The 23,525-nt window shown below is 68.0% G+C and carries 23 protein-coding genes; 5 read left to right on the forward strand and 18 right to left on the reverse strand.

Annotated elements, in window-relative coordinates; genetic code table 11:
• Positions 1-2 precede the first annotated feature (2 nt).
• Entirely contained in the window at positions 3-926 is a 924-nt protein-coding gene (locus C7389_RS10760) for a LysR family transcriptional regulator (RefSeq protein WP_133591218.1), read from the reverse strand.
• Positions 927-1,159: 233 nt separating this feature from the next.
• Here C7389_RS10760 and C7389_RS10765 point away from each other — a divergent pair, with 233 nt between their 5' ends.
• A complete protein-coding gene (locus tag C7389_RS10765) occupies positions 1,160-2,308 on the forward strand; it encodes a serine hydrolase domain-containing protein (RefSeq protein ID WP_211168265.1) in 1,149 nt (382 codons plus the stop codon).
• Positions 2,305-3,540, forward strand: coding sequence for an MFS transporter (locus tag C7389_RS10770; RefSeq protein WP_133591222.1), 1,236 nt, complete (start codon positions 2,305-2,307; stop codon positions 3,538-3,540). Before C7389_RS10765 ends, C7389_RS10770 begins: the two co-directional genes overlap by 4 nt.
• A 71-nt stretch (positions 3,541-3,611) precedes the next feature.
• Here C7389_RS10770 and C7389_RS10775 read toward each other — a convergent pair whose 3' ends face one another.
• The 5 genes from C7389_RS10775 to C7389_RS10795 form a co-directional block, all read right to left on the reverse strand.
• The gene (locus C7389_RS10775) at positions 3,612-4,937 is read right to left on the reverse strand and encodes a TRAP transporter large permease (RefSeq protein ID WP_133591224.1); all 1,326 of its coding nucleotides are present in this window, start codon (positions 4,935-4,937) and stop codon (positions 3,612-3,614) included.
• On the reverse strand, positions 4,934-5,458 hold the full coding sequence (locus C7389_RS10780; protein ID WP_133591226.1) for a TRAP transporter small permease: 525 nt from the start codon (positions 5,456-5,458) through the stop codon (positions 4,934-4,936). Before C7389_RS10780 ends, C7389_RS10775 begins: the two co-directional genes overlap by 4 nt.
• An 80-nt stretch (positions 5,459-5,538) precedes the next feature.
• A complete protein-coding gene (locus C7389_RS10785) occupies positions 5,539-6,564 on the reverse strand; it encodes a TRAP transporter substrate-binding protein (RefSeq protein WP_133591228.1) in 1,026 nt (341 codons plus the stop codon).
• 239 nt (positions 6,565-6,803) lie between these two features.
• Positions 6,804-7,646, reverse strand: coding sequence for a class III extradiol dioxygenase family protein (locus C7389_RS10790; RefSeq protein WP_133591231.1), 843 nt, complete (start codon positions 7,644-7,646; stop codon positions 6,804-6,806).
• 3 nt (positions 7,647-7,649) lie between these two features.
• Positions 7,650-8,003, reverse strand: coding sequence for a protocatechuate 4,5-dioxygenase subunit alpha (locus C7389_RS10795; protein ID WP_133591233.1), 354 nt, complete (start codon positions 8,001-8,003; stop codon positions 7,650-7,652).
• 88 nt (positions 8,004-8,091) lie between these two features.
• On the opposite strand from C7389_RS10795, the gene C7389_RS10800 reads away from it, so the two are divergent.
• The 3 genes from C7389_RS10800 to C7389_RS10810 all read left to right on the forward strand — a co-directional run bounded on the left by C7389_RS10800 (position 8,092) and on the right by C7389_RS10810 (position 11,565).
• Entirely contained in the window at positions 8,092-9,024 is a 933-nt protein-coding gene (locus C7389_RS10800; protein ID WP_133591235.1) for a LysR family transcriptional regulator, read from the forward strand.
• 333 nt (positions 9,025-9,357) lie between these two features.
• Entirely contained in the window at positions 9,358-10,776 is a 1,419-nt protein-coding gene (locus tag C7389_RS10805; protein WP_133591236.1) for a cytochrome B6, read from the forward strand.
• Between the two features lie 330 nt (positions 10,777-11,106).
• Positions 11,107-11,565 carry a hypothetical protein gene (locus tag C7389_RS10810; protein ID WP_133591238.1) on the forward strand — a complete coding sequence of 153 codons (459 nt, stop codon included), beginning with the start codon at positions 11,107-11,109 and terminating at the stop codon, positions 11,563-11,565.
• Positions 11,566-11,709: 144 nt separating this feature from the next.
• Here C7389_RS10810 and C7389_RS10815 read toward each other — a convergent pair whose 3' ends face one another.
• The 12 genes from C7389_RS10815 to C7389_RS10870 all read right to left on the reverse strand — a co-directional run bounded on the left by C7389_RS10815 (position 11,710) and on the right by C7389_RS10870 (position 23,472).
• Positions 11,710-12,570: a DUF3750 domain-containing protein gene (locus C7389_RS10815; RefSeq protein WP_133591240.1), complete on the reverse strand. Its 861-nt coding sequence runs from the start codon at positions 12,568-12,570 to the stop codon at positions 11,710-11,712.
• A gap of 116 nt (positions 12,571-12,686) precedes the next feature.
• Positions 12,687-13,616, reverse strand: coding sequence for an AEC family transporter (locus tag C7389_RS10820; RefSeq protein WP_133591242.1), 930 nt, complete (start codon positions 13,614-13,616; stop codon positions 12,687-12,689).
• Positions 13,617-13,948: 332 nt separating this feature from the next.
• The gene (locus C7389_RS10825) at positions 13,949-14,944 is read right to left on the reverse strand and encodes an aldo/keto reductase (protein WP_133591245.1); all 996 of its coding nucleotides are present in this window, start codon (positions 14,942-14,944) and stop codon (positions 13,949-13,951) included.
• Positions 14,945-15,129: 185 nt separating this feature from the next.
• The gene (locus tag C7389_RS10830; protein ID WP_133591247.1) at positions 15,130-16,086 is read right to left on the reverse strand and encodes a Gfo/Idh/MocA family oxidoreductase; all 957 of its coding nucleotides are present in this window, start codon (positions 16,084-16,086) and stop codon (positions 15,130-15,132) included.
• 107 nt (positions 16,087-16,193) lie between these two features.
• Positions 16,194-17,048, reverse strand: coding sequence for a class III extradiol dioxygenase subunit beta (locus tag C7389_RS10835; protein ID WP_133591249.1), 855 nt, complete (start codon positions 17,046-17,048; stop codon positions 16,194-16,196).
• Between the two features lie 2 nt (positions 17,049-17,050).
• On the reverse strand, positions 17,051-17,491 hold the full coding sequence (gene ligA / locus C7389_RS10840) for a protocatechuate 4,5-dioxygenase subunit alpha (RefSeq protein WP_133591251.1): 441 nt from the start codon (positions 17,489-17,491) through the stop codon (positions 17,051-17,053).
• A 33-nt stretch (positions 17,492-17,524) separates the two neighbouring features.
• Positions 17,525-18,439, reverse strand: a complete 915-nt coding sequence (locus C7389_RS10845; RefSeq protein WP_133591253.1) for an amidohydrolase family protein — start codon at positions 18,437-18,439, stop codon at positions 17,525-17,527.
• Between the two features lie 71 nt (positions 18,440-18,510).
• Positions 18,511-19,515 (reverse strand): MBL fold metallo-hydrolase, encoded by a 1,005-nt coding sequence (locus C7389_RS10850; RefSeq protein WP_162851715.1) that lies wholly within the window; start codon positions 19,513-19,515, stop codon positions 18,511-18,513.
• Positions 19,516-19,600: 85 nt separating this feature from the next.
• Positions 19,601-20,527, reverse strand: a complete 927-nt coding sequence (locus C7389_RS10855) for an NAD(P)-dependent oxidoreductase (protein ID WP_133591257.1) — start codon at positions 20,525-20,527, stop codon at positions 19,601-19,603.
• Positions 20,527-21,531 (reverse strand): MBL fold metallo-hydrolase, encoded by a 1,005-nt coding sequence (locus tag C7389_RS10860; protein ID WP_133591259.1) that lies wholly within the window; start codon positions 21,529-21,531, stop codon positions 20,527-20,529. The genes C7389_RS10855 and C7389_RS10860 overlap by 1 nt, the downstream gene beginning before the upstream one ends.
• Positions 21,532-21,737: 206 nt before the next feature.
• The gene (gene ligK / locus C7389_RS10865) at positions 21,738-22,433 is read right to left on the reverse strand and encodes a 4-carboxy-4-hydroxy-2-oxoadipate aldolase/oxaloacetate decarboxylase (RefSeq protein ID WP_133591261.1); all 696 of its coding nucleotides are present in this window, start codon (positions 22,431-22,433) and stop codon (positions 21,738-21,740) included.
• A 13-nt stretch (positions 22,434-22,446) separates the two neighbouring features.
• Positions 22,447-23,472: an amidohydrolase family protein gene (locus tag C7389_RS10870; protein WP_133591263.1), complete on the reverse strand. Its 1,026-nt coding sequence runs from the start codon at positions 23,470-23,472 to the stop codon at positions 22,447-22,449.
• Positions 23,473-23,525: the final 53 nt, after the last annotated feature.

Consider the following 23,525-nt stretch of genomic DNA (forward strand, 5'->3'; position numbering starts at 1 on the left):
GCTCAAGCCACCCGGCAGGCGCCGGCGCTGTCGGATGCCATTGCCGGAAACACCCGCTCGCAGAGGAAATCCACCAGCGCGCGCACCTTGGGCGAGGCATGCTTGCTCGCCGGCCACAGCACATGGAAGGTGTTGCTGCGCGCCACATGGTCCTCCAGCACCCGCTGCAGCCGGCCCTCCGCCAGCAGGGCGCGCACCGAGAAATCCGGCACGCAGGCGATGCCCAGGTCTTGCAGGGCGAAGCACACCCGCGTCTCGATGTTGTTGCAGATCATCGAGGTCGGCAGCGCCAGCTCGGGCTCGTCCGGCGCCCGCCGCAGAGGCCAGCTTTCCAGCTTGCCGGAGTTGGGATAGCGGTAATGCAGGCAGCTGTGCGCCAGCAGATCCGCCGGCACCCGCGGCGTGCCGCGCTGCGCCAGGTAGCCGGGCGAGGCCACCAGCAGCAGCTGGAACTGCCCCAGCTTGCGGGCGGAGAGGCGGGAGTCGGCCGGCTCGCCGGTGCGCACCACCGCGTCGAAACCCTCTTCGATGACGTCCACCAGGCGGTCGGAGAAATCCAGGTCCAGCTCGATGTCCGGATGGCAGCGCATGAACTCGCCCAGCACCGGCAGCACCAGCGAACTCACCAGCGGCAGGCTGACCCGCAGCCGCCCGCGCGGCACCGCCGAAGCCTCGGACAGCTCCAGCTCCGCCGCCTCTATCTCCGCCAGGATGCGCCGGCTGCGCTCCAGGAACAGCGCGCCCTCCGCCGTCAGCGTGATGCTGCGGGTGCTGCGGTGGAACAGGCGTACCCCCAGCCGCTCTTCCAGCCGGGCCACGCTTTTGCCCACCGCCGAGGCCGACACCCCCAGCGCCCGGCCGGCGGCGACGAAGCTGCGGGTCTCCGCTACCTGGATGAACACGGTGAAGCCACTGAGGCTGTCCATATGCGCCCTCGATTAAGGACAAAATTGTCCGTAGAACGAGGAACTCTACCCTGCTTTTTCTTCAATCCAACGTTTTCTATTGTCTCGGGGCCTTCCATGAACACGAGGAATTCCCGATGGCTTCCGCCCCTTTTGCAGCTCCGGCAGCGCCGCTTCCCGCGCCCCACGCTGCATCCCTTGATGGCTCGCCCTCCCCCGCCGCAGCGCCACTCCTGCCCGCCGTGCAGCAGGCAGTGCGGCGAGCGCTGGAGGAGCAGCGGCTGGTCGGCGCGGTGGTGCTGGTGGCACACGATGGCGCGCTGATCCACCACCAGGCCGCCGGCTTCGCCGACCGCGAAAGCGCCTCGCCGATGCGGCCGGACACCCTCTTCCGCCTGGCCTCGGTCAGCAAGCCCATCGTCGCCACCGCGGCGATGGTGCTGGTGGCGCAAGGCCGGCTGGCGCTGGACGAGGACATCCGCCGCTGGCTGCCGGATTTCCAGCCCAGGCTGGCCGATGGCAGCGTAGCCCGCATCACCCCGCGCCAGTTGCTGAGCCACACCGCCGGCCTGGGCTACCGCTTCTTCGAGGCGGACGAGAATGGCGCCTACGCCCGCGCCGGCGTTTCCGACGGCATGGACGACAGCCCCATCAGCCTGCAGGAGAACCTGCGCCGCATCGCCAGCGTGCCCCTGGGCTATCCGCCCGGCAGCGGCTGGGGCTATTCGCTCGCCATCGACGTGCTCGGCGGCGTGATCGAAGCGCTGTGCGGCATGCCGCTGGCGCAGGCGGTGCGCCAGTTGGTGACCGCGCCGCTGGGCATGGCGGACACCGGCTTCAGCGCCAGCGCCGCCGGCCGCGTCGCCACCGCCTATGTCAGCGACCAGCCGCGACCCCACCGCCTGGGCGAAGGTGAGGTGGTGCCGGTGCTGCCGGGCACCGTCGGCATCCGTTACAGCCCGGCGCGCATCTTCGATCCGCGGGCCTTTCCTTCCGCCGGTGCCGGCATGGCGGGCAGCGCACCCGACTTCCTGCGCCTGCTCGAAACGCTGCGCCAGGGCGGCGGCGGGCTGCTGCCGGCCGGGCTGGTGGACGAGATGGGCCGCGACCAGACCGGCGGCCTGTCGCTGCCGGACGCCCCCGGCACCGGCTTCGGCCTGGGCTTCTCGGTGCTGCGCGAGCCGGCGCTGGCCGCCTCGCCGGAATCCGCCGGCACCTGGCGCTGGGGCGGCGCCTACGGCCATTCCTGGTTCGTGGACCGCGCCCGCGGGCTCAGCGTGGTGGCTTTCACCAACACGCTGTACGAGGGCATGTCCGGCCGCTTCGTCGCCGAGCTGCGCGATGCCGTGTATGCCGATGCCAGCCGACCCGTCTCCGATCTCAAGCGAAGGAAAGAAGCATGACATACGCAGGCAACACTCTGGCGGCTGAAGCCGCCGGCCTCGCCCCGCCCTCCCAGCTGCCGCCCTCCCGGTTGCCGCTCTCCGCGCTGCTGGCGCTGGCGGTGGCCGGTTTCATCACCATCCTCACCGAAGCCCTGCCGGCCGGGCTGCTGCCGCAGATAGCCGCCGGCCTGGCGGTGCCGGAGGCGCTCGCCGGCCAGTTGGTCACCCTGTATGCCGTCGGCTCGCTGGCCGCCGCCATTCCGCTCACGCTGGCCACCCGCGGCCTGCGGCGGCGGCCGCTGCTGCTGGCGGCCATCGCCGGTTTCGCCGTCGCCAACACCGTCACCGCGCTGTCCGGCCACTATGTGCTGACCCTGATCGCCCGCCTGCTCGCCGGGGTGGCCGCCGGCCTGCTGTGGGCGCTGATCGCCGGCTACGCCGCCCGCATGGTGCCGGAGCATCTGAAAGGCCGGGCGATTGCGCTGGCGATGGTGGGCACGCCGCTGGCGCTGTCGCTGGGCGTGCCGGCGGGCACCTTTCTCGGCGCCCTGGCTGGCTGGCGCGCCTGCTTCGGCCTGATGACGGGAATGACGCTGCTGCTGATGCTCTGGGTGCTGCGCACGGTGCCGGATTTCCCCGGCCAGGCCGCCGACCGCCGCCAACCGCTGCTGCGGGTGCTGGCGCTGCCCGGCATACGCACGGTGCTGCTCGCGACCCTGGGCTTCGTGCTGGCGCACAACATCCTCTACACCTACATCGCTCCCTTCCTGCGGGAGGCGCAACTCGGCGACCGGGTGGACCTGGTGCTGCTGGTGTTCGGCGCCGCCTCGCTGCTGGGCATCTGGATCACCGGCGTGCTGATAGACCGCTGGCTGCGGCAGCTGATGCTGGCCAGCACGCTGCTGTTCGGCCTCGCCGTGTTGGCGCTGGGGCTGTGGAGCGGCCGCCCTGCGGCGGTGTATGCCGCCATCGGCCTATGGGGCCTGGCCTTCGGCGGCTCGGCCACGCTGCTGCAGACCGCGCTGGCGAAGGCAGCCGGGGAGGCCTCGGATCTCGCCCAGTCCATGCTGGTCACCGCCTGGAACCTCGCCATCGCCGGTGGCGGCCTGCTGGGCGGGCTGCTGCTGGAAGAGCTGGGCGTGACCGCCTTTGCACCGGCCTTGCTGCTCCTGCTGGGGGCGACCTGGGGGCTGGTGTGGCGGGCCCGCGCTGCGGGTTTTCCGCCAGCGGGTGGCGAGCACCGCGCCTGAGCGGCCGGCGGCCGGCATAAAAAAGGGGCGTCTCTCGACGCCCCTTCTGCGTTAACGCGCTGGCCGTCCCGCTATGCCAGCCATCTCAGCATGATCAGCGAGATGGCGGGGAAGGCCACGAGCAGCAGGATGCGCAGGACGTCGGAACACAGGAAGGGCAGCACGCCGCGGAAGATGGTCGCCAGCGGGATGTCCTTGGCCATGCTGTTGATGATGAACACGTTCATCCCCACCGGTGGCGTGATCAGGCCGATCTCCATCACCACCAGCGCCACCATGCCGAACCAGATGGCCTTTTCCTCATGGGTGAGGCCGTAGTAGTCCATGCCGAGGATGATGGGCAGGAAGATGGGGATGGTGAGCAGGATCATGGACAGGCTGTCCATCACGCAGCCCAGCAGCAGATAGATGAGGATGATGGCGAACAGCACGGTGAAGGGACCGAAGCCCATCTGCTCCACCCACTGCGCCACTTCCACCGGCATCTGGCTGACGGCCATGAAGGCGTTGAGCATGTCGGCGCCAAGCAGAATGAGGAACATCATGCCGGTGCCGGTAGCGGTACCGTAGATGCACTCCATCAGACCGCCGTTCTTCAGGCCGCCGGATTTCCATGCCGCGATGCCGGTGGCGATCACGCCCACTGAGGCCGCTTCCGTCGGGGTGAACAGGCCGCCGTAGATACCGCCGATCACCACCGCGAAGATCAGCATCACCGGCCAGGTGTCGACCAGCGTCGCCATGCGTTCCGCCCAGCTGTGCTTGGGCGTTCCCGGGCCGCCGGCGGCCGGGTCCAGGCGGGTGACGATGGCGATCACCAGCATGTAGCCCAGTGCAGCCAGAACGCCGGGGATGAAGGCGGCGACGAACAGCTTGGCGATGTTCTGCTCCGCCAGGATGGCGTAGATCACCAGCGGCACCGAGGGCGGAATCAGGATGCCCAGCGTGCCGCCCGCCGCCAGCGAACCCGCCGCCAGGCTGGGCTTGTACTGGTGGCGCTTGAGTTCCGGCAGCACCACGTGCGACATGGTGGCCGCGGTGGCCAGCGAGGAGCCGCAGATGGCGCCGAAGCCGGCGCAGGCGGATACGCCCGCCATCGCCATGCCGCCACGCCAGTGGCCGATGAAGGCGTTGCCGGCGCGGAACAGGGCCTTGGACAGGCCGCCGTGGGTGGCGAACTGACCCATCAGCAGGAAGAGCGGCACCACCGACAGGTCGTACAGCGAAAAGCGGCCATAGGGCGCATTCTTCAGGTAGGCGAGCAGCGGGTCCCAGCCGGAGGCCCAGACGTAGCCGAGGGCGCCGGCCAGGAACATCGAGATGCCGATATGCACCCGCAGGGCGAGCATGACCATCATGATCGCGCCCATGGTCAAACCAATAGTCATACCGCTCACGACTTCACCTCCCCGCGCACTTCACCCATGAACACGAACAGCGCGGCGATACCGAGCAGCGCAAACGACGGCACCAGCGGGATATAGCCCCACCACACCGGCAGCGAGATCACCATGGAGGTCTCGCCGTACTCGCGCATTTCCAGCATGCCCTCCCACACCCGCCAGGCGATGAAGAAGGCGGAGATCGCCAGCAGCAGCGAGGCCACCGCGTCCAGCAGGCGCTTGAGCACCTCAGGCGCCCACAGGGTGAAGAAATCCACGAACACATGCCCTTTCTTCAACTGGCAATAGGGCAGGCACATGGCCACGCCCATCGCGGAGAACATCTGTACCAGCTCGTAGTCGCCCGGCACCGGCGTGGCAAACAAGGCGCGGCCGACAACGCTGGCGACCGACATGAGGGATTCGATGACGAACAAGATGCCGCCGAGAATGGCCAACGCAGCGCAGGCCAGCTCGACGATCCTGCCCAACGGACCATGCGCATGCACGGTCGGCTGCGCCAGGGACTCTGACATGGGGTTCTCCGGTCGGAGGGGGAAAGGCTAAAAAAACGGCCGCGGGCAGAGCGCGCCGCGGCCGTCGCAGTGCAAGCAGCTTACTTCGCGTAGCTCTGGGACAGGGAGACAGCTTCGTCGTACAGCTTCTTGCCGTCCACACCCTTGGAGGAGACTTCCTTGATCCACTCTTCGGTGACCGGCTTGGTCGCCGCTTCCCACTTGCTCACTTCTTCCGGAGCCAGCGAATAGACGGTGTTGCCGCGCTCGACGGTGAGCTTGCGGCCGGCGGCGTCGGCTTCGCGGAACTGGGTGGAAACCCAGGCGGAGACGTCGCGGCCGCTGTTGTCGTCGATGACCTTCTTCAGCTCGGCAGGCAGGCTGTCGTACTTCTTCTGGTTCATCACGAAGATCATCGTGGAGGTCAGCATGGCGCGGTCTCCGGCGACCTCCATGTTGAACTTGGTCAGCTCGTGCGTCTTGGTGGAGGGCACCACTTCCCAGGGGATCATGGCGCCTTCGATCACACCCTTGGACAGGCTTTCCGCCATCTGCGGCACCGGCATGCCGACCGGGGTCGCGCCCAGCGAGGACAGCATCTTGTTGCCCAGGCGGGAAGGCGCGCGCACCTTCATGCCCTTGAGGTCATCCAGGGTCTTGACCTGCTTGTCGCGGAAGTGGAACACATAGGGGCCGGGCACCCAGGTGGCGATGGGCTTCATGCCGGCGAATTCCTTCATCGCATTCTTGTGGATGAAGTCCCACAGTGCGCGGGAGGTGGCTTCCGGCGTGGTGGTGGCGAAAGGCAGCTCGAACACTTCGGACAGCGGGAAGCGGCCCGGAGTGTAGCCCGGCAGGGTCCACACGATGTCGGCCACGCCATCGCGCACCTGGCTCAGCAGTTGCGGCGGGGTGCCGCCCAGCTGCATGGCCGGGTAGATCTGGCACTTGAGCTTGCCCTGCGATTCGGCGGCGATCTTGTCGCACCAGGGGGCGATGAACTTGGTATGGGCCGGCGAAACCGGCGGCAGGAAGTGGGCAACCTTCAGCACAACTTCCTGAGCATGGGCGGCGGCAGGCGCGAGGGTGGCCAGGGCGATGCCCACGGCCAGGCGGCGAAGCTTCATCAGTGAGTCTCCTCTATGAACACGTTGCGACAGGGTCCGGTTCGTGGTGCCGGCTATCCTGCCGCTTCCTCTGCGTGGCAGAGTTTGACGTCACTGAATGTAAGCCAAAAGACCTATGGCGGACTAACAGCTATATCAGTTCGATATAGCTATATAGGCGATATTTTGCTTTTAATCATCTGAAATACCGCTCCGCCCCGCCATTGGCGGGGCGGAGCGGAACGGCGCACGATGCAGGCTCAGTCGGCGCACTCCATCACCATCAGGCCGGCGGCCGTGTTGGAGATGGGGATGTGGTAGTTGGCGTGCACCTTGCGCACCTTGCCCGGCAGCGCTGCGCGGGTAGCCAGCCACATCAGCAGTTCCACGCCCTGGGTGCCGGTGAGCTCCACCAGTTCTTCGATGGAGTACTTGGTCGCCCATTCCGGGTCGTTGATCAGGCTCTCCATGAAGGCGAGGTCGAAGTCCTTGTTCACGAAGCCGGCGCGCTTGCCGTCCAGTTGGTGCGACAGGCCGCCGGTGCCGATCACCACCACCCGCAGGTCTTCGTCCCAGGAGGCGATGGCTTCGCCCAGCGCCTTGCCAAGCTTGAAGCAGCGCTTGGCCGAGGGCAGCGGGTACTGCACGGTGTTGATGCACACCGGCACCGTCTGCACCGGACAGCGTTCCTCGTTCGGCCACAGCAGCTTCAGCGGCAACGAGAAGGCGTGGTCCACCAGCATTTCCTGGCAGGTGGTGAGGTCGAATTCCTTCTCCACCAGCTCGTTGATGACGTGCCAGGACAGGGCCTGGTTGCCGGCATAGGGCGGCAGCGTGGGAATGCCCCAGCCTTCGTCGGCGTTCTGGTATTCCGGCGCGGCGCCCACGGCGAAGGTCGGCATCTTGTCGAGGAAGAAATTGAGGCCGTGGTCGTTGTAGACCACCACCGCGATGTCCGGCTTCACCTTGGCGAGCCAGTCATGCACCGGCGGGAAACCGTCGAAGAAGGGCTTCCAGTAAGGGTCCTGCTGCAGGTTGCCGGCGATGGCGCGGCCGATGGCCGGCACGTGGGAAGTGGTGATGCCGCCTACGATCTTGGCCATGTCTTATTTCCCCGCGGCCACGAGCATGGCCTTGAATTCGTCTTTCGTCATACCGGTCTGGGCGGCGCCCAGGTCCTGTACGTCCAGCCCCAGGATGCCGGCGAACTTCGCCAGGTAATACACATTGCCGCCGGCGGCGAGCAGACCGAGCACGTCGCGGTTGCGGATCACGCTCTCCTGCTCTTCGTTGAGGCCGTACTTGCGGCAATAGGCGTGCTCGTCGCGCTGGAACTCGGCGCGGTTGTCCGCACTGTTGAACGAGAAACACATCTTGTTCAGCGCATAGCCCTTCTGCGCGAGATCGCCGTCGAACACGGCGGTGCCGGGAATCTCCCGTTTCTGCCTGACGCTGCTCATTCTTTCCCCTCCATGCTTTCTTGTTCGTGGAGGCGCCAGTATTTGCGACTGGACAGGGAAGATAAACGCAGCGAGACTCATACGACCCATGAGCGATTTCGATCATTCCCACCTGGACGGCCGCCTGCTGCAGTTGCTGCTCGCAGTGGTGGAGGAAGGCTCGGTCACCCGCGCCGCCGAGCGCCTGGGCGTGACCCAGTCGGCGGTGTCCCACCTGCTGGGCAAGCTGCGCACCATCGTCGGCGATCCGCTGTTCGTCAAATCCGGCCGCGGCATCGTCGCCACCGCCCGCGCCGAGGGGCTGGCGGTGCACGCGCGGGTGCTGCTGGAGGAAATGCGCCGCTTCGCCAGCGCGCCGGTGTTCGAGCCGGCCCAGCTCCACACCACTTTCACCCTGGCCGCCAACGACTTCCAGCGCGACCTGCTGCTGCCGGCGCTGCTGCGCCGGCTGCGCGCGGTGGCGCCGGGCGTGGCGCTGCGCATCATCCCTTCCGACGTGCCGACACCTGAGATGCTGCGGGACGAACACTGCCACCTCGCCATCTCGCCGCGCCCGCCGGATGCCGGCGACATCCTGCACAAGCGCCTGTTCGCCGATCACTACCGGGTGTTCTTCGACGCCACCCAGCGCGCCGCGCCCGCGGACACCGCGGAATACCTGGCGGCCGAGCACATCACCGTGGTCTATGAGGCCAGCCGGCCGCTGGATTTCGACCGCGGCCTCGCCGCCCGCGGCCTGCAGCGCCGCTTCGTCGCCAGCGTGCCCGGCTTCGCCGGCATCCCCGCCTTCGTCCATGGCAGCCCGCTGCTCGCCACCGTGCCCGGTCTGCTGCAGGGCAGCTTGATGCGCGGGCTGGCGAGCTGCGCCCTGCCCTTCGAGGCGCCGCCGCTGCCGATGTACATGATCTGGCACCTGCGCAACCGCCACGACCCGGCCCACAGCTGGCTGCGCAGCGAACTGGAGGCGGTGGTGCGCGCCCTGCCACTGGCCGCGGCCGCGTCTTCCGCAGCCGTCGCTTGATCCGGCCCATCCTGCCCGCCTGAAAGCCCCGCCAGCCGGGGCTTTCCGTCTTCCGCCGACACTTCCGCAGCACCCCGGATGCCGCCTGGATAGCCGGCACATTGGCCGCCGCTATCGCCGCCATGGTCAATTGCAATTGGCAGGACAAGGGCCCGCGGCCTGTACTGGACTTGCACATGCCAGTTGCAAGGCAGGGAGGTGCGGCGGTGCATCCCACATCACGCCACCGCCGGTGCAACGCAGCGCCACGGCCATCCCCACGGCCCAAGGCACATCTCCGAAGGGCGGCACAGCCCGGGCGATCCGCGTACGCCGGCTGCAAGGAGGAGACCGATGCGACATCCCACTCAGCCTTTACCGCAACGCCCTGCCGTCCATCCCGCCCTGAAAGCGCTGGCCGCCGCCCTCACCGGCGGTAGCCTGCTGCTGCCCCTGGCCGCCGATGCCGCCTCCAGCTACGCGCCGGTCAACAGCGAGGAGAGCTTCTCCGCCCTGCGCGCCCGCTATGTGGACATGAAGCCCGGCGTGGAGCGCCGGCACCGCAGCCTGCTGGAGCAACGCTACGACCTCGGCGACAAGCCCGGCGACCTCGCCATGACCCGCGGCAAGCGGGTGCAGACCGGCGTGCGGGTACGCCTGCCGGCCGGCGTCGCCTCCTGGGAAGCGCTGACGCGCATGAGCCCGGAGCAGATCAAGGAGCGCGACCTCTTCCCGGCTGGCTTCCTGCCGCTGCCCCATCCGCACCATGCCGAAGGCGGCATGCTGTTCCCGCAGTTCCACATCGACAAGGTGATGCAGCAGGACGGCCGCGACCTCAAGCGCTTCGACCTCAGCTACGACCTCCCCGACCACCTGCTGCCGGAATATCCGCCCGCCATCTTCCTCACCACCCGCAAGGACCTGGGCGACGTCTCCAGGGGCCAGGTGGTGACGCTGGCGAACTACTTCGAGCTGTTCGACGGCGTGCTCAATCCCAAGCAGCTGGAAGGGCTGCGCCTGCTGGTGACGCCCTTCCCGCAGCAGCAGTTCAACGCCACCGCCGACCGCCGCTCGGACAAGCCCTCGCAGGGCGTCACCTGCTTCGACTGCCATGTGAACGGCCACACCAACGCCAGCACCCATCTGGTGGGCGACATCCGCCCGCAGGAATTCCGCCACCGGCTGGACACGCCCTCGCTGCGCGGGGTGAACATCCAGCGCCTGTTCGGCTCGCAGCGCGCCCTGAAAACGGTGGAAGACTTCACCGAGTTCGAGCAGCGCGCCGCCTACTTCGACGGCGACCCGGTGATCGCCACCAAGAAAGGCGTGAACATCCTGGAGCGCGGCAGCCAGGTGCACTTCATGGGCGAGTTCCAGGCCCTGCTGGACTTCCCGCCGGCACCCAAGCTGGACCTGCTCGGCAAGCTGGTCCCGGCCAAGGCCAGCGCCAGCGAACTGCGCGGGCAGGACGTGTTCTTCGGCAAGGGCCAGTGCGCCAGCTGCCACACCCCGCCCTTCTACACCGACAACCTGATGCACGACCTGCAGGCCGAACGCTTCTTCACCCCGCGCGACATCAACGGCCGCATGGCGGCCATGGATGGTCCGATCAAGACCTTTCCGCTGCGCGGCCTGAAGGAGTCACCGCCCTACCTGCACGACGGCCGCCTGCTCACCATCGAGGACACGGTGGAGTACTTCAACCTGGTGCTGGGCGTGCAGCTCTCTAGCCAGGAAAAGGCCGACCTGGTCGCCTTCCTGCGCACGCTGTGACGCGCCTGCGCCCAAGCGCAGACAAGTTGCACGCCGACCGGGAGCCGCGGGCATGCGCGGCTCCCGCTTTTTCTTTCGCCGGACGGCAAACCCTGCGGGCGCCCGGCGGCAAGCTCATTGCCCGGCAAGGAAGCGGAGCCGTTCTCCCCTGGCCCTAGACACAGCCAGGAACAGGCCCCTCGGCTTCGCTCAAGGCGGGCTGTCGCAAAGAGCCGCGCCTTCGGCAGGCCCGCCCCGAGCCTGGCGAAAGGCCTTGCCCTGATCGCCGGGTCATTGAATCCATGCCCGATGGCTGGCCGACTGCACGCGACGCTTTCCCCTGATAATCCAGTGGTCTTTCACCCCGACTCGATCACCATCGCCATGCTAGAGCGCCCCTCCCCCGCCGACCGTCCCGCGCCACGCGAACTCGACACCCTGCTGGAGCAATTGCGCAGCAGCATCGCCCACCACCTCGCCACCAGCAGCCCCCGCTCCGCCAGCGTCGCCCAGGACCTGCTGGCCCGCCTGGCCACCCTGGTCGATGGCAGCGGCAAGCTCGCGGCCTGCGGCGGCGGCAACATCGAACACCAACCGGCCCTGGCCGAACTGCTGGCCCAGCTCTCCCGCCAGGCCATCGCCCCCTCGCCCCAGGACGCCCGCCAGATCGCCCGCCAGCTGGAAGCCCTCAGCCATACCGCCGACACCGGCCTGGGCGACGCCCTGCGCGGCCGCATCGTCAAGCTGGCCGAGGAATGGCGGCTGAAGGAACGCCGCGCGAGCGACATGCAGGCCGGGCTGGAAGAGTGAACTGGCTGGCCGGCGACGCAGTGCTTCGCTTTTTCCGCCTACGCCCAGCAAGGGGAGCAAGGAGCGGGGAGAAAACCCACGGCGCCTCATTCGGCGAGCCTTGGAACCGGAACACCAAGAAAGAGGCTGCCGCCCCTCAAGCCATCAAGGCCTGACCGCCTCCGCCGCAACCGGCGCAGCTGCGCCGCCTGCCAGCGCGCCACCCTCGCCCTCCCCCTCCAGCCGCCGCACGCCCCACATCGCGCTGCCCGGCACATGTTCCGGTACGCCGACGCGGCCGATCCCGGGCAGCTTCAGTGCTGGCGGCCAGACATCCACGCCCAGGCTGAGGCCGAGCAGGTTCAGCTCCAGGCCTTCCTCCGCCGCCACGGTGATGCCCAGCAGGCCGAGCAGGGAGAACTGGGCGCCGGTGCCGCTGGGGGCGGTGCCGAATAGGGCGCCGTCGGGCAGGTAGTCCTTGCCGATGGCGGTGGAAGGCAGTTCCAGGTGCAGTTCCGGCACCGCCCGCGCCAGGTAGGCGACGAAGGTGTTGCTGTTGGGACCGGGCCAGATGCGGTATTCGTTGGCGTGCGGATAGCGGCCGGTGGCCTCGTGCAGGCGGGCGATCATCGCGTCCACCTCGGCACCGCCGCGCAGGTCGCGCAGCAGCGTGGGTTCGTTGCCATACCAGTAGCCATCCGGGATGCCTTCGCGCACCCGCACCGCCTGGCGGCCGTTGCCGACGCCAAAGCCCATCACTTCGAAGCGGGTGTATTCCGCCCCGCCGCGCGGCTTGGCCGCAATCCAGGTATGCACGCCGAAGGCCCCGCGCCAGCGCACCGCGCGGGCGGAATACACCTGGATCACCGCCTCCCTGGTGCTTGCCGGATCCGGGGCGAGGCCGGTGCTGTCGCGGCGGGCGCCGCGCCAGTCGCGGGCGTTGTCGCCGGCGTAGTAAGCCGCCACCGAACCGGCAAGCGGCAGGAAGAAGGCAGCGATGGCGCAGAGGAGGAGGCGGAGCTTCATCGGCTGGGCAGAAGTCGGAATCGTGCGGGGAACGCTGTCCAGAGTATCACCGGCCGCGCCGGGTTCCCGGCGCGGGGCTCGGCTTTTACGCATGCACCAGCCCGACGCATGCGTGCTCAGGCGATGAAGCCGAGCACCACGCTCAGGGTGACGAAGGACAGCAGCGTCGCCACCACCAGCGCCGCCGAGCACATGCCCTCCTGGCCATACTTCAGGCCGAAGATGGGGTAGATGGTGAGCATGGGCGCGGCGGCGAACACCACCGCCGCGCTGCGCAGCGCCGGGTCGGCCGGCGGGAACACCAGCACGAAGGCGGCCACCGCCAGCGGGTGCAGCACCAGCTTGCCGAGGGAGATGGCGGCGAGGTCGCCCGCCATGCCCCTCACCTTCTGCCCGACCAGGCCGCCGCCGATGACGAACAGCGCCACCGGCGCCGACGCGGTGGCCAGCATGTCCACCGCCTTGGCCGGTACGCCGCCCAGGCGCAGCCCGGCGAGCGAACCGGCGAAGCCGAGCACGATGGCGATCACGATGGGGTTCCTGGTGAGGCGCAGGAAGGTCTGGCCCAGCACCGTGCGCAGGCTGGCGCCCTGGCCGCCGGCGCTTTCCGCCAGCGCGATGACGAAGGGCAGCAGCAGCAGGTTCTCCACCAGCATGCACAGCGCCAGGGCGACGCCGGCGGTTTCGCCGAAGAGCTGCCAGGCCACCGGGAAGCCGACGAAGGCGCTGTTGGACATCGCCGCGCCCATGCCCACGAGCGCGCAGCCCTGGGCGTTCTTCTTCAGCAGGTAGCGCGCGGCGCCCAGCGCCAGCAGGAAGACCAGCAGCGAGCCGGCGAGGTAGGCGGCGACGTAGTTGGGGTCCATCACCTCGCCGAAGCTGCGTTGCAGCAGGGCGCGGAACAGCACCGCCGGCAGGGCGATGTTGATGACGAAGGCGCCCAGCACCCGCATGTCCTGGCGCGGAAACAGGCCGCCGCGCACGCAGGTGTAGCCGAGGGCGATGATGAGGAAGATGGGGCCGACGATGGTCAGGATGTCGAGCAAGGTGGTTCTCCGGGCATGAGAAGGGCCGCGTTCCCGGCGAGCGGCGGACGCGGCCCTGCATCAATGCGCGCATGCGGCGCGCTTCGTTTGTTGCGACTTCGTTTGCTGCATCGAACTGGACGACCAAAGCCGCCCACGCGGGCACGCCGGCAGGCGCTACACCAGCCGATGGTTCTGCGCCTGTGTATTCAGGAGCGGAGGCCCTGCCCCCGGCAAGCCCGGCAAACCGCGGCCCGCCGCCTGGCCGCGGGGAGCCGGATCGTTCCAGGCCCCCACCTCTTACCGGGCGCTGGCAAGACCACCGACAGCGGGTCCGATTCCTGGCGGGGGCATCAGAACTCCTCGGTATCGATCTCGGTCTGGGTCGGCGCGTTGTAGCGCGGGCCGGTGACGGTGCGCTGGCTGACCAGTTCGCCGGCGCGCGCCAGCAGCGTCGGGTCCAGCTTCAGGTCGGCGGCGGCCAGGTTCTCTTCCAGGTGGTCGATGCGGGTGGTGCCGGGAATCGGCAGCACATGCCCGCCTTGCGCCAGCAGCCAGGCCAGCGCGAGTTGGGCCGGGGTGCAGCCGGCTTCCCGCGCCCGCGCGCGGTAGTCGTCCAGCAGTTTGAGGTTGGCAACGAGGTTGTCGCCCTGGAAGCGCGGCATGGCGCGGCGGATGTCCTTGGCGTCGAAGGCGGCCACGTCTTCCACCGTGTGGAAGGCGTCCGCCAGGTAGCCGCGCGCCACCGGGCTGAAGGCGACGAAGGCGGCGCCCAGCTCGCGGCAGGCGTCCAGCACCGCGATCTCGGCGTTGCGCGTCCACAGCGAGTATTCGGTCTGCACCGCGGCCACCGGATGCACCGCATGGGCGCGGCGCAGGGTGTCGGCGGAGACTTCGGACAGGCCGACCGCGCGGATCTTGCCGGCGGCCACCAGCTCGGCCATCGCGCCCATGCTGTCTTCGATGGGCACTTTCTTGTCCCAGCGGTGCAGGTAGTAGAGGTCGATGACGTCGGTGCGCAGGCGAGCGAGTGCTTCGTCGCAGGTGCGCTTGATGGTTTCCGGTCGGCCGTCGATGACGCGCTTGCCGTCCACCCCCGTCATGCCGCACTTGCTCGCCAGCGTGAAGCGCGAGCGGTAGGGCGACAGCACCCGCCCGACCAAGGTTTCATTGGCGCCGAAGCCGTAGAGGGCGGCGGTGTCGAAATGGGTGACGCCCAGGTCCAGCGCCCGCAGCAGCACCTTTTCGGCGGCTTCCGGCGCCGGTGGCACGCCGTAGGCGTGGCTGAGATTCATGCAGCCCAGGCCGATGGCGCTGACCGGGAAGGGTCCGAGATTGCGTTGATGCATGCGCAGCTCCTTGGAAATGACTGCGCCGGCGCGGGGCCGGCGGAGCATGAAACAGAAACGGAGCAGCCCGGCCGGGGCGGCTCCGTGAAGCGATGCTGCGGCGGTCCACCCGGCGGCCAGGGGAAAAGCCGGCCCTCCCCTTGCCGCCGGCGCGCCCGCCGGGCCGCCGTCGCGGCCTTACGGCATCAGTCCTTCAACTGCTGTTCCAGCTGGGCCAGCACTTCGTAGCAGGGCAGCACCTTGGCGACGCTGGAGTTGGGCTCGCGGCCTTCGCGGATGGCGGCGAAGAACTCGCGGTCCTGCAACTCGATGCCGTTCATCGACACATCCACCTTGGAGACGTCGATCCTCTCTTCCTTGCCATTCACCAGGTCGTCGTAACGGGCGATGTAGGTGCCGGTGTCGCCGATGTAGCGGAAGAAGGTGCCCAGCGGGCCGTCATTGTTGAACGACAGGCTCAGCGTGCAGATGGCGCCGTTGGCGGCCTTGAGCTGGATGCTCATGTCCATGGCGATGCCCAGCGTCGGATGGATGGGGCCCTGGATGGCGTTGGCCTTCACGATCGGGCTGCCGGCCTGGTAGGCGAACAGGTCCACGGTGTGGGCGGCGTGGTGCCACAGCAGGTGGTCGGTCCAGCTGCGCGGCTGGCCGAGCGCGTTCATGTTGGTGCGGCGGAAGAAGTAGGTCTGCACATCCATCTGCTGGACGTTGAACTCGCCGGCTTCGATCTTCTTGTGCACCCACTGGTGGCTGGGGTTGAAGCGGCGGGTGTGGCCGCACATCGCGACCAGGCCGGTTTCCTGCTGCAGGCGCACCACTTCCTGGGCGTCTGCCAGGGAGTCGGCCAGCGGGATTTCGACCTGCACATGCTTGCCCGCGCGCAGGCAGGCGATGGCCTGCGAGGCGTGCATCTGGGTCGGGGTGCACAGGATCACCGCGTCCACTTCCGGCAGCGCCAGGCTGTCGGCGAGGTCGGTGGTGATGTGGCCGATGCCGTACTTGTCTGCCACTTCCTTGGTCTTTTCCAGGTCGCGGCTGACCAGCGACACCACTTCGACGCCGTCGATGTTCTTGATGCCGTCCAGGTGCTTGATGCCGAAGGCGCCGGCGCCAGCCAGCGCAACCTTGATCGTCTTGCTCATTTACTACCCCCGTTTGTCATGTATGCCAAACAGCCCCCCGAGGGGGCCTCGTCCGTCTTGGGACGGCCCTGCGACGGTCTCGTCGATTCCAGCAGGGCGAAACTGCTTCAGTTGTTCTCCAGAATGAGATGGCCCACGGCGGTGTTGGACGCCGGGACGTGGAAGAAACGGTGCTTCACCGTCGGCTTGGCGCCGCCGTTGACGTCGGCCATCGCGCCGCGCGCGATCAGCCACATGACCAGCTCGATGCCCTCGGAGCCGGCTTCGCGCACGTAGTCGATGTGCGGCATCTGCGCCAGATCGGCCGGGTCGGCGATCAGGCGGTCGAGGAAGCGGTTGTCCCACTCGGCGTTGATCAGGCCGGCGCGGGCGCCCTGCAGCTGGTGGCTCATGCCGCCGGTGCCCCAGATCTGCACCTTGATGTCGTCATCGTAGCTCTCGATCGCCTTGCGGATGGCCTGGCCGAGCTGGAAGCAGCGGCGCCCCGACGGCACCGGATACTGCACCACGTTGACGGCGAAGGGGATGACCTTGCACGGCCAGGCGTCCGGCTCGCCGAACATCAGCGACAGCGGCACGGTGAGGCCGTGGTCCACATCCATCTTGTTGACGATGGTGAGGTCGAAGTCGTCCTGGATCACGCTCTGGGCGATGTGGGAGGCGAGCTCCGGATGGCCGATGACCTTGGGCACCGGCCGCGGGCCCCAGCCCTCGTCCGCCGGGATGAACTCGGCGGCGGTGCCGATGGCGAAGGTCGGAATGAAGTCCAGGCTGAAGGCGGTGGCGTGGTCGTTGTAGACGAGGAAGATCACGTCGGGCGTGTTCTCCTTCATCCACTGCTTGGAGTACTCGTAGCCGGCGAACAGCGGCTGCCAGTAGGCCTCGCCGGTCTTCTTCAGGTCGATCGCGGCGCCGATGGCCGGCACGTGCGAGGTGTAAACGGAGGCGGAAATCTTGGCCATGGTCAGTCCTTCTTGTTGCCGGCGGCGCCTTGCGGCTGGTTCTGCGGCTGGGCGTCGCCGTTCTCGCCGAGGTAGCGGTTGCCCTCGGCGGAGCGGCCGCCCTTGATCATCATGTCGCGGTATTCCTCTTCGGTCATGCCGGTCATGCTGCCCGCCATCTGCTGGAAGCTCTTGCCGTCGGTGGCGCCGATCTTGGCGAGGAAGTAGATGTTGCCGCCGGTGCGCATGCACCAGTTGAGGTCGCGGGCGAGCACCGCCTGCTTCTGCTCCTCGGTCATCGGCCACTCGTCCAGGTAGGCCCGCTCGTCGGCCTTGAAGCGCTCGCGGTTGGCGGCCTTCATCAGCGACATGCAGAACTGGTTGAGCCAGTAGCCTTTGCGCGACTGGTCGGCATCGAAAATGATGGTGCCGGGAACGTCGGTGTAGGGCTTGTCGAGTGCCATGGTGTCTCTCCTTCTATGCCGGGCGCGCCGCGCTCAGACTTCTTCCGGCCAGTACAGCCGCATCGGGTTGTCGACCAGCAGCTTCTGCTGCAGCTCGGCGGTGGGGGCGATGTGGGGGATGAAATCCACCAGCAGGCCGTCGTCCGGCATGTGGTCCTTGAGGTTGGGGTGCGGCCAGTCGGTGCCCCACAGCACGCGGTCGGGGAAGCTCTCGACCACCTTGCGGGCGAAGGGCACCACGTCGCGGTAAGCGTTGCGCTCGCCGTCCAGCGCGCGCGGGCCGGTCACCGACAGGCGCTCCGGGCAGCTTACCTTGCTCCACACATTTTCGTTCTCGCGCATGAACTTGAGGAAGAGCTCGAACTCGGGACCGTCGACCGGCTTGCTCACGTCTGGCCGCCCCATGTGGTCCACCACCACCGTGGTCGGCAGCGCGGTGAAGAAGTCCCACAGCTCGGGCAGGTCCACCGCCTCGAAGTAGATCACCACATGCCAGCCCAGCGGGGCGATGCGGCTGGCGATCTCCAGCAGCTCGTCCTTGGGGGTGAAGTCCACCAGGCGCTTGACGAAGTTGAAGCGCACGCCGCGCACGCCGGCTTCATGCATCGCCTTCAGCTCTCCGTCGGTGACGCTGCGGCGCACGGTGGCCACGCCGCGGGCCTTGCCGCCGGAATGCACCAGCGCATCCACCATGGCGCGGTTGTCGGCGCCGTGGCAGGTGGCCTGGACGACGACGTTGCGGGCGAAGCCGAGGTGGTCGCGCAGGGCGTAGAGCTGGTGCTTGCTGGCGTCGCAGGGGGTGTACTTGCGCTCCGGCGCGTAGGGGAACTCCGCCCCCGGACCGAACACATGGCAGTGCGCATCCACCGCACCGGCAGGGAGCTTGAACTGAGGTTTGGTCGGGCCCTGATACCAGTCGAGCCAGCCGGGGGTCTTGGTGAATTCCATGTCGCGTTCCACTAAGGCAAGTTGTTGTCGGTAAAAGGCCGGGCGGCCTGCGGGGACGCCCGGCGCGGGTTTCATCGGCTGGCGGGCTTCCAGGGCACCACACTGACCGTGTCGGCGATGTCGAAGCGCATCAGGTCTTCGCCCATCGCCAGCGGACCGTCATAGACCGTCTGCGTGGCCTGCCTGACGTCGTTCACCGACATCGGCGGGTACTTCTTGGTGGCGGGCAGCACGTAATGGGTGTAGGCCGCCAGCTTCGGCCGGGTTTCGGCGAAGATCCTGCCGGCCTGCTCCGGGGTGGAGTGGTGGTCCATGATGGGCTGCATCTTGGGGTTCTCTTCCAGCAGGCCGGGGCGGGCGGCGGCGACTTCGTGGATCAGCAGATCCACGCCCTTGCCGTACTTGAGCACGCCGGGCGAGGGCCGGGTGTCGCCGGAGATCAGCACCGAGCGGCCGCCGTAGTCGATGCGGTAGCCCACCGAAGGGTGGATCTTCTCGCCATGCTCATTGGGAAAGGCGGTGACCTTGACGCCGCCCTGCTCGTACACCACGCCGCCGGCCTCATCGAACTCGGTGACGTCGAACTTCACGCCGGCCAGCGGCAGGCCTTCGTCCGCCACACGCACCGCGAGGTCGTCCGCATAGGCGGCCTCCAGCCCCCTGGTGAGATTACCCAGGCCCTTGGGGCCGGTGATGCGGAAGGGCGTGGTACGCCCGCCATAGGCGGTGGATACCCAGCCGGTAAGCCACAGGTCGACGAGGCCGTTGGTGTGGTCGAAGTGGTAGTGGGTCAGGAAGACATGATCCACGCTGCGCAGCGGCAGGCCGAGCTGCCACAGGCGGATGGTGACGCCGCGGCCGGCGTCGAACACCAGGTTCTGGCCGCCGGCCTGCACCAGCACCGCGCCACCGAAGCGCTCGGCGTTGGGATTGGGCGTGCCGGTGCCCAGCAGCACCACGCTGAAATCCCTGGCGGACGAGGCGGCGGCAGCCGGCTCGGCGGCATGCACCGCGGTGGTGGATAAGGCAATCAGCGCAGCGGCGATGGCGCTGCCCAGCTGGTTCTTCAGTTTCATCTCACGGTCTCCTTCGGGTGGTATTGGCCATGCCGCGCCGGGCGGACATGTGCCTTTCTGAAATCGGTTTGCCATTGCGCCACGCTCACTCGCCGCCCTTCCCCAGGCTGTGCAGGATGCGGTCGGCCTCGGTGCGCCAGTCGGCGCTGCGGGCGAATTCGGGTGCGGCCCGGTCGCCGAACAAGCCGGCATCGGCGAGGTCGGCGATCCAGGCCTGGCGCTCGGCGGTGCCGGCGGCGGACCAGGGCACGAGGCCGGCCTCGCGCACCGTCTGCGCCACTTCGCGCACTTCCTCGCTGCGGCGGCGGCCGTGCTGGATGACGCGCTGGAAGAAATAGGCGGCCTGCTTTTCCCAGTCGATGCCGGGGAAGGTCTCGTACAGCGAGGCCAGCACCGCGTCCTCCACGCCGTAGTGGCGGGCGGTGGTGAGGCTTTCGATGACCATGGCTTCCATGCCCTTGATCATCACGCTGCGGCACATCTTGGTGGCGGAGGCCACGCCCAGGCGCACGTCCGCGATCTGCGCCTCGAAGCCGAGGGATGCCAGCGCCGGCGCCAGCGCCGCCGCGTGCCGCCCGCCCAGCAGCAGCGGCACACGGATGCGGTAGGGCGGCACTGAGGTCATCACCGCGCCTTCCACGTAGCGGCCCCCTGCCCCGTCGATGATCTCCGCCGCGCGGCGCTTGGCGCCGGGCGAGGCGGAGTTGAAGTCGAGGAAGAAGATGCCGGCGGCCACGCCGGGTACGCAGGCCTGGGCCACGGCCACCGCCTGGCTGGCGGTGACGGCTGAGATGAGGAGCTCGCACTCGGCGGCGACCTGGGCATGGGAGGCGGCCAGGGTGACGCCATGCGCGGCGGCATGCTGGCGCAGCGGCGCGGCGGCGGTTTCGTCTGCCAGCTTGAGGTCGAAGGCGGACACCGCGACGTCGAGCGCGCGCAGGTCCTCGGCCAGGATGCGGCCCACCTCGCCGTAGCCGATGAGACCGACACGCAGGACGAGCGGCCCGTCCATCACAGCACCATCAGGTCCTTGCCGACGACGACTTCGCCCTTGTAGTGCTTGCGCACGCCTTCGAGCCACATCTCGTCGGTGATGCCGGGGTCGTCGCCCGGCACCAGGTGGGTCAGCACCAGCTTCTTCACCCCGGCCTCGGCGGCCACGCGGCCGACGTCCTCGGTGGTGGTATGGCTGGCGAGCAGGTGTTCGCGCAGGGTGGCGGCGTTGGGCACGCGCTTGAGCATGGCGTCCACGCCCGGCACGTAGATGGCCTCGTGCACCAGCACGTCGGCGCCGGTGGCGAGCTTGACGATGGCCTCGGAATAGTTGGTGTCGCCGGACACCACCACGCTGCGGTCGCGCGTATCGAAGCGCAGGCCGTAGGAGTGGTGGATGGGCGGATGGATGTTGCGCGCGGCGCTGACCTTGACCTGGGCGTTTTGCAGGATCACGCCGTCGCGGTCGTAGGTGTGCGTCTCCACCAGCTTGCGCGGGTCGGGCTTGCCCTCGTCGCCGATGCGGGTGTCGATGTCGAACTTCATGTACTCGAAGAAGGCCTGCGTCATCTCTTCGAGCGGCGGCGGCCCATAGACGGCGACCTTGTCCTTCAGCCCGGTGGCCCAGGCGCTGTAGAGCAGGCCGCCGTACTCCAGGTTGTGGTCGGAGTGCATGTGGGTGAGGAAGACGTAGCGCAGGTCGCGCAGCGAGATGCCGGCCTGCACCAACTGGCGGGCCACGCCCTGGCCGCAGTCGATGACGTAGGGCACGCCGTCTATCAGCAGCGCGGTGCAGGGGTTGGAGCGCTCGCCGCCCACCCGCGGGCCGCCCTTGGTGCCGACCAGGATGATGCGGGTGCCGCTGGCGCTGGCCGCCGGCTGCTGCGCCCATGCAGGCAGCCCCAAGCCGGCGGCGGCGAGGCCGCCGAAGCCGGCCAGGCCAGCCAGCAGCGCGCGGCGCTGCGGGTCGGCCTGGGATGGGGGGAAATGCTTGCCTAGGGTGTCGATCTCGTTCGCCTTCATGCTCTCTGTCTCCTCCGGGCCGGGGGTGGTGGGGACTGCGCCCCTCTCTTGACGAAAACCGCGTGCTTGCGGCCTGCTTGCGGACCGGCCTCCGGCGAGGGAGGCCGGCCGCGGGATTCACATCGCTCGATCTACCTCGTCGAGTTGCTTCGGCGGGATTCGGGGCCGGCCACCCGGCGCCACCGGGTGAGCGCCGGGGCCGGACATCAGTCGATGTACTTCAGGCCAGCCTTTTCCAGCGGCTCGCGCATCTTGTACATGTCCAGGCCGAGCACGCCGGAAGCCAGCTTGGCGCGCTTCTCGCCTTCGAAGGACTCGCGCTTCTCGGCGGCGTCCGCCACCTGCTGGGCGATGGCGGCGGGCACCACGACCACGCCGTCCACATCCGCGATGACGACGTCGCCCGGATTCACCAGCGCGCCGGCGCACACCACCGGGATGTTCACCGAGCCCAGCGTGGCCTTGATGGTGCCCTTGGCATGGATGGCCTTGGAGAACACCGGGAAGCCCATCTTCTCCAGCTCTTCGACGTCGCGCACGCCGCCGTCGATGATCAGGCCCTTGGCCCCGCGAGACTGGAAGGAGGTGGCGAGCAGGTCGCCGAAGAAGCCGTCCTCGTTGTCGGTGGTGCAGGCGGCCACGGCGACGTCGCCCGGCTGCAGCTGCTCGGCGGCCACGTGCATCATCCAGTTGTCGCCCGGCTGCAGCAGGATGGTGACGGCGGTGCCGCAGATCTTGGCACCGGAATACACCGGGCGCATGTAGGGCTTCATCAGGCCGACGCGGCCCATCGCTTCGTGGATGGTGGCGACGCCGAACTTGGACAGCTTCTCCACCGCCGCCTTGTCGGCGCGGACGATGTTGCGCTTGACGATGCCGAGCTGGTTCATCGGTTGGCTCATCTTCGTTCTCTCCTTACAGGCCCTTGGCCTTGAGCGCAGCGTCCAGGCGCGGATAAACCCGGCGGGCGTTGCCCTCATAGATCTTGTAGCGGTCTTCGGCGCTGATCGCGGCGGCCTCGATGTAGCGCTTGGTGTCGTCGTAGTAGTAGCCGGTCTCGGGGTCGATGCCGCGCACCGCGCCTATCATTTCGGAGGCGAACAGCACGTTCTCGACCGGGATCACCTTGGTCAGCAGGTCGATGCCCGGCTGGTGATAGACGCAGGTGTCGAAGAAGATGTTGTTCAGCAGGTGATCCTTCAGCAGCGGCTTCTTCAGCTCCTGCGCCAGGCCGCGGAAACGGCCCCAGTGGTAGGGCACCGCGCCGCCGCCGTGCGGGATCACGAACTTCAGCGTGGGGAAATCCTTGAACAGGTCGGAGGTGAGGCACTGCATGAAGGCGGTGGTGTCCGCGTTCAGGTAGTGGGCGCCGGTGGTGTGGAAGCAGCTGTTGCAGCTGGTGGACACGTGCACCATGGCCGGAATGTCGTACTCGACCATCTTTTCGTAGATGGGGTACCAGTGGCGGTCATGCAGCGGCGGGCTGGTCCAGTGGCCGCCGGAGGGGTCCGGATTGAGGTTGATGCCGACGAAACCGTATTCCTTGACGCACTTTTCCAGTTCGGGAATGCAGGTCTTGGGATCGACGCCAGGGGACTGCGGCAGCATCGCAGCGCCGATGAAGTTGTCCGGGAACAGCTGGGAGACGCGATAGCACAGTTCATTGCAGATCGCCGCCCAAGTGGAGCTGGTGTTGAAATCGCCGATGTGGTGGGCCATGAAGCTGGCGCGCGGCGAGAAGATGGTGAGGTCGGAGCCGCGCTCCTTCATCAGACGGAGCTGGTTCTTCTCGATGGTCTCGCGCAGGTCGTCGTCACTGATCTGCAGCTCGGAGACCTTGGGCGTGGCCGAGGGATCCTTCAGCCCCGCGATCTGGCGGTTGCGCCATTCTTCGAGCGCTTTCGGTGCGGTGGTGTAGTGACCATGACAGTCGATGATCATCGTTTTGTCCTTTTGTCGTCGTACTCGGAACCGGCCTTGTGGGGCGGCCGCGC

Origin of the sequence: Azoarcus indigens (assembly GCF_004361735.1) — a bacterium.
In the GTDB taxonomy this organism is placed as follows: domain Bacteria; phylum Pseudomonadota; class Gammaproteobacteria; order Burkholderiales; family Rhodocyclaceae; genus Azoarcus; species Azoarcus indigens.